We start from the raw sequence: 14,943 nt of genomic DNA, 5'->3' as shown, positions 1-14,943 counted from the left end.
CAACGTTTCCGGCCCGGCCGGAGTCTCACCCTTATGCGCAACCAACTCCGACTGGCCTGGCGTGTCATTCGCCGCCGGCCCGTGCTCTCCGCCGTCATCGCACTGACGATCGGCGGGGCCCTCGCGGCGACCACGGTCGCCTTCGCTGTCGTCAATGGTGTGCTGCTCCGGTCGCTTCCCTATGCCGAGCCGGAGCGGCTGGTGGTGCTCTGGGAGCGCTCGCTGGTTCGGGATGCGCCGCGAAACGTCGTGGCGCCGGCCAACTACTACGTCTGGTCCGACGAGTTGCGGTCGGTCAGCCACCTGACCACGGTCTTCCAGACCAGCGGTGCCCTGGCCGGCGACGGTGAACCAGAGCAGGTCGGTGTGATGATGGCGGGCGGCAACTACTTCACCTTGGTCGGCGCCGTACCGCTGGCAGGGCGCCTGTATGGTCCGTCCGACGATGTCGAAGGCGCCCCCAACATCGTCGTGATTTCCGAAGGCCTCTGGCGCCGGCGTTTTGGCGCCGACCCTGGCGTCATCGGCCAGACCATCCAGCTGAACGGCAACCCCAACACCGTGATTGGCGTTCTGCCGGCCGCGTACGACTTTACGCCTCGCTATGAGTTCGCCAGCGTGGGCAGCCGGGACGTCTGGCTGCCGCCGCGGTTTGCGGCCGCCGCCCGGAACTGGGGCGGCCGGTATCTCCAGGTGATCGGACGGCTGACGCCGGGTGCCACGGTCGAATCGCTCCGGCGTGAGGCGACAGCGCTTGCTGCGGAGCTGCGGACCCGGGTTCCCGACCGACAGACGGGCTGGGATGTGACGGTGGCGGGGCTTCACGATGAACTGGTCGGCGACGTTCGGACGCCGGTGTGGATCGTTTTTGGTGCGGTGACCTTCGTGCTGCTGATTGCCTGCGCCAATGTGGCCAACCTGCTGCTGGGCCGCGCGGCCGAGCGACAGCAGGAGATGGCGGTCCGGTCGGCGCTCGGGGGAAGTCGGGCCGACCTCTTCCGTCAGCTGCTGTCGGAAAGCGCCGTGCTGGTGGCTGCCGGCGCCGCGGTCGGCCTGGTGCTGGCCTCGTGGGGCATCGGCGCGCTGGTGGCCTCGGCGCCCGATCTGCCGCGGCTCGAGGCGGTCCGGCTCGATGGCCGTGTCATCGGTTTCGGACTGGTGGTCGCCGCAGTCATTGCCGTGCTCGTCGGTCTCGCACCCGCACTCGAGCTGTCGGGCAGCGGGTCCGGGCGCTGGCTGACCCAGCGCGGTGACGTGACCGGGCGGCGCCAGGCCCGCCGGATGCGGGACGTTCTGGTTGCCGCGCAGGTTGCCCTCTCGTTCACGTTGCTGGTCGGGGCGGGGCTGCTGTTGCGCAGCCTGGCCAATCGGCTCGATGTCCGGCTCGGTCTCGACGCGACGAATCTCGTTACCGGTCAGTTGTCGCTGCCGCTCTCCCGTTACGGCAGTGAGGACACCCGGGAACTCTTCTACGAACAACGCCGCCAGGCTCCGCTATTCCGGGGGGTGGAGGGCGCCAGCCTGGGCAGCATCGTTCCAATGAGCGGCGACGGCCAGGCGACCGGTTTCTGGAAGCTGGGAGAACCGGTTCCCGAAGCGGGCCAGGCTCCGGTAGCCCACGTCCGCTTCGTCCACCATGCCTACCACGAGACGATGCGGATTCCGCTGCTGGCGGGGGAGTACCTGGACGGCCGCGATCGTCGCGGGGCGCCGCTACGGGTCCTGATCAACGAAGCGGGGGCACAGCGCACCTGGCCCGGCGAATCGGCAATCGGCAAACGGATCGCGATGATCTGGAACGACACGCTGGTCGCCGAGGTCGCCGGCGTTGTTGCCGACGTGCCGCTCAACACGCCCGACGAGCCGGAGATGGGGACCACGCTGTACTGGGATTACCGCCAGGTGGGCGTGCCGGCCCGGATGGTGGCAGTCCTCCGGACCCGGATGGGAGAGGCCGTCGTTCCCGCCGTGCGTGCGGAAGTCGGGCAGCTCGATCCGGTCCTGCCACTCTTCAACGTGCGCACCATGGAAACCCTGCTGGGGAATGCCGTGGCTCGCGCCCGCTTCACGGCGCTGGCGCTTGCCATGTTTGCCGGGCTGGCGCTGGCGCTTGCTGCGCTTGGTGTCTACGGCGTGATGGCCTATGCCACCCAGCTCCGGACCCGCGAAATTGGTGTCCGTCTCGCGCTCGGCGCCGATCGCGCCGGGGTGGTTCGGATGGTGGTGCGGGAAGGGGCCCGGGTGGTGCTGCCCGCACTCCTGATCGGCGGGGTCGCCTCGGTCGTGCTGAGCCGCTTCTTGCGCTCGCTGGTGTTCGGCATCTCGCCGTCCGATCCCCTCACTCTGGGGGGCGTTGCCCTGGTGCTTGGCCTGATCGCGCTGGGGGCCTGCTGGCTGCCGGCACGCCGGGCCGGCGCGATCGATCCCGTGGAAGCCATCCGGAACGATTGACCCTTCCTGTCCGACCGGGATTCGCGCCGGTCGGACTCGCAGTTTTCTGCGCCCGATCGTCGGCTTTCCGGTTATCGGGCGCAGCCCTCTCGGTCCCATCGTTGGGCCATGTCAGTGCCCAACATCGTTCGTCCGCTTACCGAGTGGCGAGATCCTCGCCACCGGCGGGGTCTCGCCGGGGAGCTTGCCGCCGCCCGCGATCTCGAAGCGCGGGGGTGGACGGTCCTGGCTCACCGCTTCCGCTTTGGCCATTCCGATCTCGACCTGGTGGCCCGTCAGGGCAATCTGGTTGCCTTCCTGGAAGTCAAAACTCGGCAGTCTGACGCCTTTGGTGGAGGCCTCAACGCGGTCGGGTGGCGGAAGCGGCAGAGCATCGCGGTCGGGGCCATGATCTGGATCTCCCGATTCGGCCAGTCCCAGGATTCCTACCGGTTCGATCTTGTGGTTGTGGAGCTCTCGCGAGGTGGTTTTCCACAGATAATCCACATCGAGGACGCCTGGAGGCATGTGGAAAAATGAAAAAGTGCCCACTTGTTTCGGCTAATCTTCGGACTTAGATTGAATGCAGTAAGATTGTGGCGCGTATTGCTCCACAAAGAGACTCAGCGGTTGTATCGCCCAGATCGGTCATCATTTCACGCTTCATTGGGGGAGTTTGCTGATCATGCCAGTCGACGAAGTCCGGCAGGAGGCCGAGCGTAAAAAGGCGCTCAACCTCGCCATCGCGCAGATCGAAAAGCAGCTCGGCAAGGGGTCCATCATGCGGATGGGCACCGATTCGCCGCGCGAGAAAATCGGGGTCATCTCGACCGGGGCCGTCAATCTCGACGCCGCCATCGGGGTGGGCGGGGTGCCGAAGGGGCGGATCACCGAGATCTACGGACCAGAGTCGTCCGGCAAGACCACGCTCTGTCTTCACCTCGTCGCCAACATCCAGCGGAGCGGCGGGGTGGCGGCGTATGTCGACGCCGAGCATGCGCTCGATGTCGAGTACGCCCGGAAGCTTGGGGTCGACGTGGATGCGCTGCTGGTGTCGCAGCCGGACACGGGGGAGCAGGCGCTGGAAATCGTCGAGATCCTGGTGCGTTCCGGGGCGGTGGACCTGATCGTGATCGACTCGGTGGCCGCCCTGGTGCCGAAGGCCGAAATCGAAGGTGAGATGGGCGACAGCCATGTTGGTCTGCAGGCCCGTCTGATGAGCCAGGCGCTCCGCAAATTGGCGGGTGCGATCAACCGCTCGAACGCTGCGGTGGTCTTCATCAACCAGCTGCGTGAAAAGATCGGCGTCATGTTCGGCAACCCGGAAACGACCACCGGCGGCAAGGCGCTCAAGTTCTACGCCTCGCTCCGGCTCGACATCCGGCGGATTGGGCCGGTCAAAGAGCGCGAGAACGTCATCGGCAATCGGGTTCGGGTCAAGATCGTGAAGAACAAGGTGGCGCCGCCGTTCAAGCAGGCGGAGTTCGATGTGCTGTTCGACGAGGGCATCAGCCACAACGGTCTCCTGGTCGACCTCGCTTCCGAGGCCAACATCATTCAGAAGTCCGGCGCCTGGTACTCCTACGGCGAGCAGCGGATCGGGCAGGGCCGCGAAAACGCCAAGCTCTTCCTCAAGGACAATCCGGCCTTGCAGGTCGAAGTGGAGCAGAAGGTCAAAGAGTGGCTGGGTGTGAAGACTGGCCCGGAACTCGAGGCGGATGACGCCGACGAGGAGTAGCACGATCGAGGCTATCGAGCCCGATCGCCGACAGAAGGGGGTCGTCCGCATCGTCATCGACGGGCGGACGGCCCTCTCGCTGCCGGATGATCTGGTGCGCCGTGAGCGGCTCGCGGTCGGCACCGAAATCACCCCCGAGCGGCTGACCAGCCTGATCGGTGCGGTCGACCGCGAGGCGGCCTATCGGACGGCGCTCAGGGCGCTGGAGCGGCGTCCGTTTGCGAGGCGGGATCTGCAGCGCCGCCTGGTCCTCAAGGGGCACTTGCCCGATCTGGCGGAGGCGGCAGTCGAGCGGGCCGAGGCTGCGGGGTTCCTGGACGACGCGAAGTACGCCCAGCAGTACGTTGCCAGCCGATCTGCGCGGGGTCGGGGGCCGGCGCGGCTCCGTCGCGAGCTGGCCCAGGTCGGCGTGGCCCGCGAGCTGATCGAGGCGGCACTGGCCGAGCTTGCGGCTAGCGAGCCGACCGGGGAGCGGGAGCAGATCGAAACGATCATTGCGCGCAAACGGCCTGCGCTCGAGGGGCTGCCCCCGTACCAGGCCCGGCGGCGGCTGCTCGCCGTGCTGGCGCGACGGGGCTACACCGGCACCCTGGCGCGCGAGCTGGTTCGTCGATCCTGCTAGGGAACCGACTGCCGTCGGGCCTCGTCCTCCCCGTATATTGCGGGTATGCAAGCACGTACGATTCGCCGTCTCTTTCTCGATTATTTCGCCGCACGCGGTCACCAGGAAGTTCCCTCGTCATCCCTGGTTCCGGCCGACGATCCGACGCTCCTGTTTACCAATGCCGGCATGGTCCAGTTCAAGCGGACCTTCCTGGGTCAGGAGCATCGGGACTACCGACGTGCCGTGACCTGTCAGAAGTGTGTTCGTGCCGGTGGCAAGCACAATGACCTGGAACAGGTGGGGCTCACCAAGCGTCACCACACCTTCTTCGAGATGCTGGGCAATTTTTCCTTCGGCGACTACTTCAAGCAGGAAGCGATTGCCTATGCCTGGGAGTTCGTGACCTCGCCCGAGTACCTGGGTATTCCAGCCGATCGGCTGCGGGTCACGGTGCATCATACCGATGACGAGGCGCGCCAGCTGTGGATCAGCACGGCGGGTGTCCCCGCCACCTCCGTCTACGGTCTCGGCGACAAGGACAACTTCTGGCAGATGGGCGACACCGGGCCGTGCGGTCCATGCTCCGAGATTTATGTCGACCTCGAGTGGCGCCCGGGCGCGCCGTCGAAGGTCTTCAGCCAGGCCGAGTTCGAGGAAATGGCCGAGTCGGGTCGGTTCCTGGAGATCTGGAACCTGGTGTTCATGCAGTACGATCGCTCCGCAGACGGGGTCCTGACCCCGCTGCCCAAGCCGTCGGTCGACACCGGCGCCGGGCTCGAGCGGATTGCTGCGGTAATGCAGGGCACCGACGACAATTTCCACACGGACCTGTTCGAGGCGGTGTTCGCCGAGGCCGGCCGCCTGATTGGGGCGCCGTATCCTGGCAGCATGGCGGGAACCGGGGCCTCCTATCGGGTCCTGGCCGATCATGCCCGAGCGGTGTCGTTTCTGCTGGCCGACGGTGTCTATCCCAGCAACGAGGGGCGCGGCTACGTGCTGCGACGGATTCTGCGCCGCGCGGTCCGCCATGCGTGGCTGCTGGGCCGGCGCGAGCCGACCCTGGCGCCCCTGACCGGGATCATCATCGACGGCCTGGGGGCGGCCTATCCCGAGCTGGAGGCCAAGCGGGCGTTCATCCGCGAAACCACCGAGCGGGAGGAGTCACGCTTCCTCGAAACGATCGAAGGTGGTCTGGCTCGACTGGATGAGCTCTTTGCCTCGGGCGCAGCGGTGATAACCGGCGACGAGGCGTTCCGGCTCTACGACACGTTCGGCTTTCCGATCGATCTGACCGAGCTGATTGCCGGTGAGCGGGGTGTGCGCGTCGATCTCGAGGGATTCGACGCGGCGCTCGATGCGCAGCGGGCCCGCTCGCGCGCGGCGCAGGGAGCTGGAGCGGTCGGGCGCGGTTCGGCCGACAGTGGAGACGATGCGGGCTGGCAGGAGCTTCGGCCCGGCAGTTCCCGCTTCGTGGGCTACGATACGACGGAGGCGGAGACGCGGGCCCTGGCGTTCCGCCAGCTGGGCGGCCGGGTGGACCTGGTGCTCGAGGACAATCCCTTCTACGTCGAGTCCGGCGGTCAGGTCAGTGATGTCGGCCGGCTGGTCGGCACCGGATGGGAGCTCGAGGTGGATCAGGTGCGCAAGGGGCCGAGAGGCACCGTGCTGAGTGGCCCTTGGACCGGCGACGCCTTCGAGCCTGGCGAGGTGTCGGCCCGAGTCGACGTTGCGCGGCGCCGCAACATCGAACGCAACCACAGCGCCACCCATCTGCTCCACTGGGTCCTGCGTCGGCGCCTGGGCACCCATGTTCGGCAGCAGGGCTCGCTGGTGGAGCCCGATCGGCTCCGATTCGATTTTTCGCACGGCGGACCGATCGATCCGGCTACGCTCGATGCCATCGAACGTGAGGTAAACGAGCTGGCCTGGGAAAATCTCCCGGTCGTCATCGAGGAGATGGCCTATCCCGACGCTCTGGCCCTCGGCGCCATGGCATTCTTTGCCGACAAGTACGGCGACCTGGTGCGGGTGGTTCGGATGGGACCGTCGATCGAACTGTGCGGCGGCACGCATGTCGGCAGCACCGGCGCCGTCGGCGTCTTCCGAGTCGGCGGGCAGGGCGGCGTGGCGGCAGGGGTGCGACGGATCGAAGCGGTGACCGGTCCGGCTGCCTTCGATGTGCTGGGCAAGCTGAAAGCGCAGCTGGCCGAGATTGCGGCCCGACTCAAGGCGCAGCCCGATCAGGTGCTCCGCCGAATCGATCAGCTGCTGGCTGAGAAGGACAAGCTGGAGGCGCGGCTGGCCGAAGCGATCGCTCGGGGCGGGGCATCGGCCGACGGCGCTCGTGAGACGATCGAGGTTGCCGGCGTGCCGGTGTCGATCGGGGCCACCACGCTGGAGGATCGCAACGAGGTTGCCGCGGTTGCCGATCGATACCGGGGCGAAACCGGCAGCGGCATCCTGGTGCTGTTTGCCGACGGCGGCAAAGGGGCGGTGCACGTGGCCGTGACGGACGACCTGGTGGCGCGCGGCAAGAAGGCCGGCGACCTGGTCAATCGGATTGCGACGATCAGCGGTGGCAAGGGCGGCGGGCGGCCCACCTTTGCCTCGGCCAGCGCGGGTGATGTGACTCGGCTGGGGGCGGCACGGCAGGCCGTTCCCGTCGTCGTGGCGGAATGGCTGCGCAGCTGAGTCAGGCCTGGCTGGATGCCCAGCTTGCGGGTGCGCCCGAGGAGCTGGTGGCCCGGACGCGCGAGTTCATTCGAGGTCAGGGCGGGGCGGTGACCGCCGAGGCGCTGGCCCGGGCGGGAGACGCCGCGCTGGCAACGGCCATGGCGGAGTCGTCCGATCGGACGGCGGCGCTGGACCTGCTGGCGGCGGATGCGCTGGTCACGCTTGCTCTTGCTGCGCAAACGGACGCCGATCCCGATACGCTCCGCGCCTTTGCCGCCCGACTGCGCAGGCAGGGCGGGGGGGCAGCATGATCGATCTGCACTGCCACCTCCTGCCCGGCGTCGACGACGGCTCGCGGTCGGTGGCGCAGTCGGTCGAGGTACTGACCCGAATGGCCGCTGGCGGCGTGACCGACATCGTACTCACCCCGCACCTCGAGGCCAGTCGGGTGCTGGAGGGTCCGCCCCCGGCTCACGATGAGGCGTATGCCGCGCTGACCAGGGCCGCGCCGGCCGGGGTCAGACTGCATCGCGGGGCTGAAATCATGCTGGACCGGGCGCTGACACCGCGTGCCGTCGAAACGCGCCGGGTCACGCTGGCGGGAAGTCGATACGTGCTGGTCGAGTTCACCGGGATGGTTGCTGCGCGGGCGGCGACGAGTGCCCTGGAGCAGGTGGTCAAGGGGGGACTGGTACCCCTCCTGGCGCATCCGGAGCGGTACGCAGCGTGTTCGGTGCCGATGGTCACTCACTGGCGGGCACTCGGCGCGCGAATCCAGGTCGATGCCAATACGCTGTTTCGGCCGTCGGGTCGCGGGCGCAAAGCCCGTGCGCTGCTGGCGGCGGGCCTGGTCGATGTGCTGGCGGCCGACAATCACGGCGACTCGCGTTCGCTGGTCGAGCCGTTCCGGCAGCTCGAGGCCGCCGGAGCCGAGGAGGTGGCGAGGCTGACGATGGAGAGCAATCCTGACGCCGTTCTGCGTGATGTCCTGATGGTGGAGCCCGGTGCGGTCGACCTCAAGCTTCCGCTGTTCGATCGTGTGCGAGGCTGGTTCGGAGGATCCGAATGAGTCTCTTCGAAGCCGGACTCCGAGACCTTGCGGCGCTGGCCCGCTTGCTGTCGACCCAGGCCGACCGAATCGAGAGGCTTGCCCGCCGATATGCGGACACCCTGCGGCGTGGCGGAACGATCTTCTTTGCCGGTAACGGCGGCAGCGCAGCCGACGCGCAGCATGTCGCGACGGAGTATGTGGTGCGTTTCAAGCAGGATCGGCGGGCACTCAGGGCCGTGGCGCTGACGACCGACACGTCGCTGCTGACGGCGGCAGGCAACGATCTCGGCTTTGAGCGGGTCTTTGCCCGTCAGGTCGAGGCGCTGGCCCGCCCGGGAGACCTGCTGGTCCTGCACAGCACCAGCGGGCGGAGCGCCAATCTGCTGGCCGCGGCCGTGGCGGCCCGAGAGATTGGTGCGCAGACCGTCGCGCTGCTCGGTCGCGACGGCGGAAGCCTGGCCACGGCGGTGGATGAAGCCCTGATCGTTCCGTCCGAGGAAACGAGTCGAATTCAAGAGCTGCACCTGGCGATCGAGCATCTGATCGTCGAATGGGTGGAGCAGGAGCTGATCGGATGATTTCGTTGGCAGGTAAGGCGGTACTGGTCACCGGGGGTTCGCGGGGCATCGGGCGCGCGGTAGCATTGATGGCGGCCGAGGCCGGTGCCGACGTCGGGATCACCTACCATCGCCGGGCGGCGGATGCCGAAGCGGTTGCCAAGCAGGTGCGCAGCCTCGGGCGACGCGCCTTTATCGGCGGCGGGGACCTGGCAGATCCGGCCATCGTCGATCGCGTCTTTCGTGAGCTCAAGGCTGCCTTCGGCGGGATCGACGGCTTTGTCGCCAATGCCGGGGTGTGGCCGGTCGAAGAGACGCCCGTTACGAAGATGGTCAATGCCCGGTGGCGCGAGACCATGGCCCAGAATCTCGACTCGGTCTTTCTGACGACGCGCGCGGCGCTCAACCTGATGCGCCCGGGTGGCTCCGTCGTGATCGTCTCGAGTACGGCGGGGCAGCGGGGCGAAGCGTACCATGCGGACTATGCCGCGACCAAGGGCGCCGTGATTGCGCTCACCAAGTCGCTCTGCGTCGAAGTTGCGCCGCAGATTCGGGTCAATTGCGTCGCGCCGGGGTGGGTGGACACCGAGATGTGCACCGTGCCGTACGCCGATGGCGGCAAACAGCGAATTGCCGAGGGGATCCCGCTCAAACGCATTCCACCCCCTGAAGACATTGCCGGGCCAATTCTGTTTCTGCTGAGCGGCCTGTCGCGTCACATCACGGGCGAAGTCATCAACGTGAACGGTGGCAGCGTTCTCTGCGGATAATGACGACATGACGCCCGCCAGCATCGGGGGTGCAGCCGACGGCGCGTCCGCTCGGCCGCGGCGATTGGCCCTGCCGGACGAGATCATCGAGATTGCGGCGGCGCTGGAGGGGGCGGGGCACGAGACCTGGTGCGTCGGCGGCTCGGTGCGTGATGCGGTGATGGACGGGCCACGGGACGACATCGATCTTGCGACCGCGGCCACGCCGGATCAGGTGCAGGCCCTGTTTCCCCGGACCGTGCCGGTCGGGCTCAAATTCGGCACGGTTGGTGTGCTGGATCGCCATCGCCAGCTGCACGAGGTAACGACCTTTCGCCGAGACGTGACGACGGACGGGCGTCACGCCGAGGTGGTCTTTGCGCGGACCATCGACGAGGATCTCGGCCGCCGCGATTTTACCATGAACGCCATTGCCTACCATCCGCTGCGGCAGGTGTGGCGGGATCCCTTCGGCGGTGCGGCAGACATTGCGGCCGGTGTGGTGCGGGCGGTCGGCGTGGCTCGCGAACGGTTTCAGGAAGACTACCTGCGCATCCTTCGGGCGCTGCGGTTTGCGGCCCGGTTCGATTTTCGGATCGATCCCGAGACCTGGCAGGCCGCCATCGACGGCATCGACGGCTTGCGGCGGCTCTCGGCGGAGCGGGTCAGGGATGAATGGTACCGGACGCTGGAAACGGCCCGGTCGGTGCGCCGGGCGGTGCGCTTGTGGCAGGACGTTGGTGCGGCGGCGGTGTGCCTGCCCGGGCTCAGGGACGACTACCCGCTTGCCGCGGATGATCCCTCGCCTCGGGATCCGGTGCTGCTGACCACGCTGCTGGTTCGCCAGGCTGGGCGGCTCCTCGACCGGCTCAAGGCATCGCGGGCCGAGATCGATCGGTCGTTGCGAATCGAGCGGGGGCCTGCGGAGCCGCATGACACCTCGCCGGTTCGGGTGCGGCGCTGGTTGGCGCAGGTGGAGCCGGCCGCGGACGACCTGCTGGCAGCCCACCGACTCCGGACTGGCACTGAGGCGCCCTGGGCCCCGGTGGTTGCGGGCATTCGGGAGCGCGGCGAGGCCACCGTTCGTTCGCAGCTTGCGGTGACGGGCGACGACCTCCGCTCGGCGGGTATCCCTCCCGGGCCTGACCTCGGGCGGATTCTCGGTCTCCTGATGGACGAGGTGATCGAAGACCCGGCCCGCAATCAGCGCGACCGGCTGCTGGCTCGGGCGCTGGAGCTCTGATGAGCGGCCCCTCCCTGTTCGAATCGGAGAGCCTGCCGCTGCCTGAGCGGATGCGGCCGCGCACCCTCGACGAGTTCGTTGGCCAGCGTCAGCTCCTCGGCCCCGGCCAGGCGTTGGGCGAGGCGATTCGGCGGGGCGACCTTGGCAGCACGATATTCTGGGGGCCTCCCGGGGTCGGGAAGACCACGCTGGCTCGGCTGATCGCGGGGCATACCGGGCGTGAGTTCGTCGCCTTCAGCGCGGTCACGGAGGGCGTGCCGAGAGTGCGCGAGATCATCCGAGAGGCGGAGCAGCGCCTGATGATGGGACGCGGCACCATCCTCTTCTGCGACGAGATTCATCGGTTCAATCGGGCTCAGCAGGATGCCTTTCTGCCGCACGTGGAGCGGGGTACGGTCACCCTGATCGGGGCGACCACCGAGAATCCGAGTTTCAGCCTCAACGGCGCCTTGCTGAGCCGCTGTCGGGTCTTCGTGCTCGAGCCGCTTGCCGTGCAGGATCTGGTCGGGCTGTTGCGGCGGTCGCTGGAGGAGGTCGAACGCGGCCTCGGTGCGCAGGGTGTGGAGGCCTCGGACGAGGTGCTCGAGGTCATTGCCACGCAGGCCGACGGCGACGCGCGGATGGCGCTTACCACTCTGGAGGCGGCAGCGCGGCATGTGGGGCTCAAGGGGGAGCTGACCCGGGACGCGCTGGAGGTCGCGCTGGCCCGGCGGATGCCCCGCTACGATGCGACGGGTGAAGAGCACTTCAACCATCTCTCGGCGTACCACAAGTCGCTCCGGGGCAGTGACGCGGACGGCGCGCTGTACTGGATGGCCCGGATGATCGAGGGGGGCGAGGACCCGCGGATCATCTTCCGGAGGGCCACAGCCATGGCGGCGGAGGATATCGGCCTGGCCGATCCGAACGCGCTGCTGCTGGCGGTTGCCGCGCGGAACGCCTACGAGGTACTGGGGCCGCCCGAAGGCTACCTGCCGCTCGCTGAGATGACGATCTACCTGGCGACGGCACCGAAGTCGAACAGCACGATCAAGGCGCTGCACGCCGCGCTGGCGGCCGCGCGGGAAACGCCGTCGGCGCCGGTGCCCGCGCATCTTCGGAATGCCCCGACCAGGCTGATGAAGGAACTCGGGTATGGGGCCGATTATCAGTACGCGCATGACGCGCCGGAGCATTATGTGGCACAGACATACCTTCCGGACGTCTTGAAGGGCCGGAGCCTGTATCAGCCTGGCCATCTGGGGTTCGAGAAGAAAGTCGTCGAGCGGATTGCCCATTGGCGTACGATTGCCGGGAACGCCGGGTCCGATCAGGAAAGGAAGGGGTAGTCGTATCAGTCGTCAGATGATTGAAGTTGCGCCACCGATCGAGCGGGCCATTCTGGTTGGGGCGCCGCGCAAGGGGAGTCGGGATTCCGAGCAGCTGGCTGAGCATCTCGAGGAGCTTGCCGAGCTGGTGGACACGGCAGGTGCAGAGATCGTGGGCAAGGCCTGGCAGCATCTGGCGTCGGCCAGTGCGGCGACCCTGATCGGGGAGGGGAAGGTCGCGGAGATCAAGGCCATGGTCGCGGACCTTGGCGCGACGCTGGTGGTGTTCGACGAGGAGTTGACACCGGTGCAGGGCGCCAATCTCGAGAAGCAACTCGAGGTTCGGGTGATGGATCGCGCCGAGGTGATTCTCGACATCTTCTCGACCCGGGCGCGGTCGGCGGAGGCGCGGTTGCAGGTCGAGCTGGCGCAGTTGCAGTACATGCTGCCTCGGCTGGCGCGGATGTGGACCCACCTTTCACGAATTCGCGGTGGTATCGGTCTGCGTGGTCCGGGTGAAACGCAGATCGAAACCGACCGGCGGATGATTCGGAAGAAGATCCAGCATCATCAGGCCAAGCTGCGGGATGTGGCGCGTCATCGTGAAACGGTGCGGGCGGGTCGGCAGGGGATGCTCAGCACGGCGCTGGTGGGTTACACCAATGCGGGCAAGTCGAGCATCCTGCGCGGGCTGACCGGAGAGAAGGAGATCTTTGTCGAGGATCGTCTCTTTGCGACGCTGGATACGCTGACGCGCGAGGTGGACCTTGGGCCCGGGCTGCGGACGCGAGTGACCGACACGGTCGGGTTCATCCGCAAGCTGCCGCATCATCTCGTGGCGAGCTTTCGGGCCACGCTCGAGGAGGCGCGGGAGGCGGATGTGCTGCTGCATGTGGTGGATGCGAGCCATCCGGAGTGGGAGGAGCACGTCCAGGTCGTGGAGCAGGTCTTGAGTGAGCTCGAGATGGCGGATCAGCCGACCTTGCTGGTCTTCAACAAGAGCGATCGGTTGGAGGATCGGGCGAGTTTCGAGGCGCGGGTAACGGAGCTGTATCCCGGGTCGGTGGTCGTCAACACCGTGGATTCGCATGGCCTGGATCGATTGCGTGCGGCGCTGACGGAGCGGGCTCGGCGGCTTCGGCCGACGGTGCGGCTGCTCGTGCCGGCGTCGGATGGGAAGCGGTTGGCGGAGGTGTACCGGGCTGGGGAGGTGGTTGCTCGGGAGGATACGCCGGACGGGGTGGCGTTGACGGTGCGGATGGACGAGTGGATGGCGAAGCGGTTTCAGGGTCAGGAAGGTTGATGCGCTATGGTCGAAGTTTCGCGAGCGCTTGTTACATGGTCGATGACCTTTGCCAAGCCGTCGCGCCGCACGGGATACGTGAAATGCTCAAGGACGTGCTGACGACCTTTTCGACCCATGTCGGCAGCGAACTCTCTGTCATCGAGGAGGCGCGTTGCTGCGGCCGCAATCAGCGATGGTTCAGGGCGTTCCAGAAGGATGGCCCCAGGTCCGACAACTTCTGGCACCGCGCCTTGAGGATTCGTGATCACCGGTGCTTCGCAGGCGATCGCTTCCGCGATGGCCAGACCGAAACCCTCGAGCAGAGTTGGTTGAAGGTAGGCGGCGCACGTTTGCATCAACTGGACCTTCGTCTCTTCGCTGATCACTCCCAAAAAGTCGATCGCGTGTTCGACGTGAAGGGATTTTGCAGTGTCAACCAGCGTTTGATGGTACTCGCCTTGCCGACCAGCCATCAGGAGTCTTGTATCCGGGTGTTTGGACAAGATCGCAGGCATGGCTTCGATGATTTCCCGGAGACACTTCCTGCGGCCGTTGGTCGCGCCGCTCCACGCGACGTTCAAGAGGAATCGTTGCCGGGGTTGAAGGCCTGGGCGGTACCGCTCGGTGTCGACAGTGCAGGGGATGTACCATGCGTTCGGGGCTCCAAAGAGCCGAGCTACAAGTTGCATCTCGTAGGTCGATACGAACACATTGGCATCCGCGCGATGTAGCATTGATCGAAGGATCTGGCGCTTCCACCATGGGCGCCCGATTCCAGGGATACGTTCCGAGGAGTAGTCATAGACTCCGGTTATGACCATGGGCTTGCGCCGCACGCGCGCGCGAAAGTACGGAAGGAACGCCCAGGACCACCACCAGACGAAGTACAGATCGCAATCGGTGGGGATCTCGCGGAACCGGGTTGCGGTCACAACGTCATGACCAAGATCCTTGAGAACGCGAATGTCTTGAGCGTAGAAATTCACGGTGTCGAGGATGTCCGCAGACGGCACTTTGGCAAAGAAGCAAATGCGCATCAGATCTCTGGTGTCTGAGTTTCGATCGAACGGAGACGGAAGCGTCGGCGGTGGTTCAGTTGCGCACAATATACGAAATCTGGTTCGGCTGCCAGTGCTGAGGTACCGTGAGGCTTTGCTTCTACCTTGCCTTCGGCCGAGCAGTTGATCGGGGGAGTCCAACATTCTATGACAGATGCGCCATTGGGGAGCCGTGGGCCGGATAGGCTGCCACCGGCTTGGCTCAGCCTCTTGCTGGGTACGATAACCGGCGCGGTTGTTGCCTTGTC

General features: G+C 66.6%; 13 protein-coding genes. 12 read left to right on the top strand and 1 reads right to left on the bottom strand.

Annotation, left to right across the window (positions count from 1 at the left end; translation table 11 throughout):
• The first annotated feature begins 33 nt into the window (after positions 1 to 33).
• The 12 genes from KF785_10045 to hflX all read left to right on the top strand — a co-directional run bounded on the left by KF785_10045 (position 34) and on the right by hflX (position 13,655).
• Complete coding sequence (locus KF785_10045) at positions 34 to 2,451, top strand: ABC transporter permease (GenBank protein ID MBX3147097.1); 2,418 nt, start codon at positions 34 to 36, stop codon at positions 2,449 to 2,451.
• A gap of 108 nt (positions 2,452 to 2,559) precedes the next feature.
• Positions 2,560 to 2,970: a YraN family protein gene (locus tag KF785_10040; GenBank protein ID MBX3147096.1), complete on the top strand. Its 411-nt coding sequence runs from the start codon at positions 2,560 to 2,562 to the stop codon at positions 2,968 to 2,970.
• 145 nt (positions 2,971 to 3,115) lie between these two features.
• Entirely contained in the window at positions 3,116 to 4,168 is a 1,053-nt protein-coding gene (recA, locus tag KF785_10035; GenBank protein ID MBX3147095.1) for a recombinase RecA, read from the top strand.
• Positions 4,149 to 4,790, top strand: coding sequence for a RecX family transcriptional regulator (locus tag KF785_10030; protein ID MBX3147094.1), 642 nt, complete (start codon positions 4,149 to 4,151; stop codon positions 4,788 to 4,790). The genes recA and KF785_10030 overlap by 20 nt, the downstream gene beginning before the upstream one ends.
• Positions 4,791 to 4,835: 45 nt before the next feature.
• Positions 4,836 to 7,463, top strand: coding sequence for an alanine--tRNA ligase (alaS, locus tag KF785_10025; protein ID MBX3147093.1), 2,628 nt, complete (start codon positions 4,836 to 4,838; stop codon positions 7,461 to 7,463).
• Complete coding sequence (locus KF785_10020) at positions 7,448 to 7,756, top strand: hypothetical protein (GenBank protein MBX3147092.1); 309 nt, start codon at positions 7,448 to 7,450, stop codon at positions 7,754 to 7,756. The genes alaS and KF785_10020 overlap by 16 nt, the downstream gene beginning before the upstream one ends.
• Entirely contained in the window at positions 7,753 to 8,514 is a 762-nt protein-coding gene (locus KF785_10015; protein ID MBX3147091.1) for a hypothetical protein, read from the top strand. Before KF785_10020 ends, KF785_10015 begins: the two co-directional genes overlap by 4 nt.
• Positions 8,511 to 9,074, top strand: coding sequence for an SIS domain-containing protein (locus KF785_10010; GenBank protein ID MBX3147090.1), 564 nt, complete (start codon positions 8,511 to 8,513; stop codon positions 9,072 to 9,074). The genes KF785_10015 and KF785_10010 overlap by 4 nt, the downstream gene beginning before the upstream one ends.
• A complete protein-coding gene (locus KF785_10005) occupies positions 9,071 to 9,823 on the top strand; it encodes an SDR family oxidoreductase (protein MBX3147089.1) in 753 nt (250 codons plus the stop codon). Before KF785_10010 ends, KF785_10005 begins: the two co-directional genes overlap by 4 nt.
• Before the next feature lie 7 nt (positions 9,824 to 9,830).
• Positions 9,831 to 11,045 (top strand): hypothetical protein, encoded by a 1,215-nt coding sequence (locus tag KF785_10000; protein MBX3147088.1) that lies wholly within the window; start codon positions 9,831 to 9,833, stop codon positions 11,043 to 11,045.
• Positions 11,045 to 12,373: a replication-associated recombination protein A gene (locus KF785_09995; GenBank protein ID MBX3147087.1), complete on the top strand. Its 1,329-nt coding sequence runs from the start codon at positions 11,045 to 11,047 to the stop codon at positions 12,371 to 12,373. Before KF785_10000 ends, KF785_09995 begins: the two co-directional genes overlap by 1 nt.
• A 16-nt stretch (positions 12,374 to 12,389) precedes the next feature.
• The gene (hflX, locus tag KF785_09990; protein MBX3147086.1) at positions 12,390 to 13,655 is read left to right on the top strand and encodes a GTPase HflX; all 1,266 of its coding nucleotides are present in this window, start codon (positions 12,390 to 12,392) and stop codon (positions 13,653 to 13,655) included.
• Here the strand turns inward: hflX and KF785_09985 are convergent.
• Positions 13,643 to 14,674: a glycosyltransferase family 4 protein gene (locus KF785_09985; GenBank protein MBX3147085.1), complete on the bottom strand. Its 1,032-nt coding sequence runs from the start codon at positions 14,672 to 14,674 to the stop codon at positions 13,643 to 13,645. The genes hflX and KF785_09985 overlap by 13 nt on opposite strands.
• Positions 14,675 to 14,943 lie beyond the last annotated feature (269 nt).

Source organism: Gemmatimonadales bacterium, assembly GCA_019637315.1.
Lineage (GTDB): Bacteria > Gemmatimonadota > Gemmatimonadetes > Gemmatimonadales > GWC2-71-9 > SHZU01.
Note: the sequence above shows the minus strand (reverse complement) of the source record. Positions and strands in the feature narration are given on the sequence as shown.

Bases quoted from the DNA above. Each gene is read 5' to 3' on its own strand.
- KF785_10045 (MBX3147097.1), top strand. From the start codon at position 34: ATGCGCAACCAACTCCGACTGGCCTGGCGTGTCATTCGCCGCCGGCCC.
- KF785_10040 (MBX3147096.1), top strand. From the start codon at position 2,560: ATGTCAGTGCCCAACATCGTTCGTCCGCTTACCGAGTGGCGAGATCCT.
- recA (MBX3147095.1), top strand. From the start codon at position 3,116: ATGCCAGTCGACGAAGTCCGGCAGGAGGCCGAGCGTAAAAAGGCGCTC.
- KF785_10030 (MBX3147094.1), top strand. From the start codon at position 4,149: ATGACGCCGACGAGGAGTAGCACGATCGAGGCTATCGAGCCCGATCGC.
- alaS (MBX3147093.1), top strand. From the start codon at position 4,836: ATGCAAGCACGTACGATTCGCCGTCTCTTTCTCGATTATTTCGCCGCA.
- KF785_10020 (MBX3147092.1), top strand. From the start codon at position 7,448: ATGGCTGCGCAGCTGAGTCAGGCCTGGCTGGATGCCCAGCTTGCGGGT.
- KF785_10015 (MBX3147091.1), top strand. From the start codon at position 7,753: ATGATCGATCTGCACTGCCACCTCCTGCCCGGCGTCGACGACGGCTCG.
- KF785_10010 (MBX3147090.1), top strand. From the start codon at position 8,511: ATGAGTCTCTTCGAAGCCGGACTCCGAGACCTTGCGGCGCTGGCCCGC.
- KF785_10005 (MBX3147089.1), top strand. From the start codon at position 9,071: ATGATTTCGTTGGCAGGTAAGGCGGTACTGGTCACCGGGGGTTCGCGG.
- KF785_10000 (MBX3147088.1), top strand. From the start codon at position 9,831: ATGACGCCCGCCAGCATCGGGGGTGCAGCCGACGGCGCGTCCGCTCGG.
- KF785_09995 (MBX3147087.1), top strand. From the start codon at position 11,045: ATGAGCGGCCCCTCCCTGTTCGAATCGGAGAGCCTGCCGCTGCCTGAG.
- hflX (MBX3147086.1), top strand. From the start codon at position 12,390: ATGATTGAAGTTGCGCCACCGATCGAGCGGGCCATTCTGGTTGGGGCG.
- KF785_09985 (MBX3147085.1), bottom strand. From the start codon at position 14,674: ATGCGCATTTGCTTCTTTGCCAAAGTGCCGTCTGCGGACATCCTCGAC.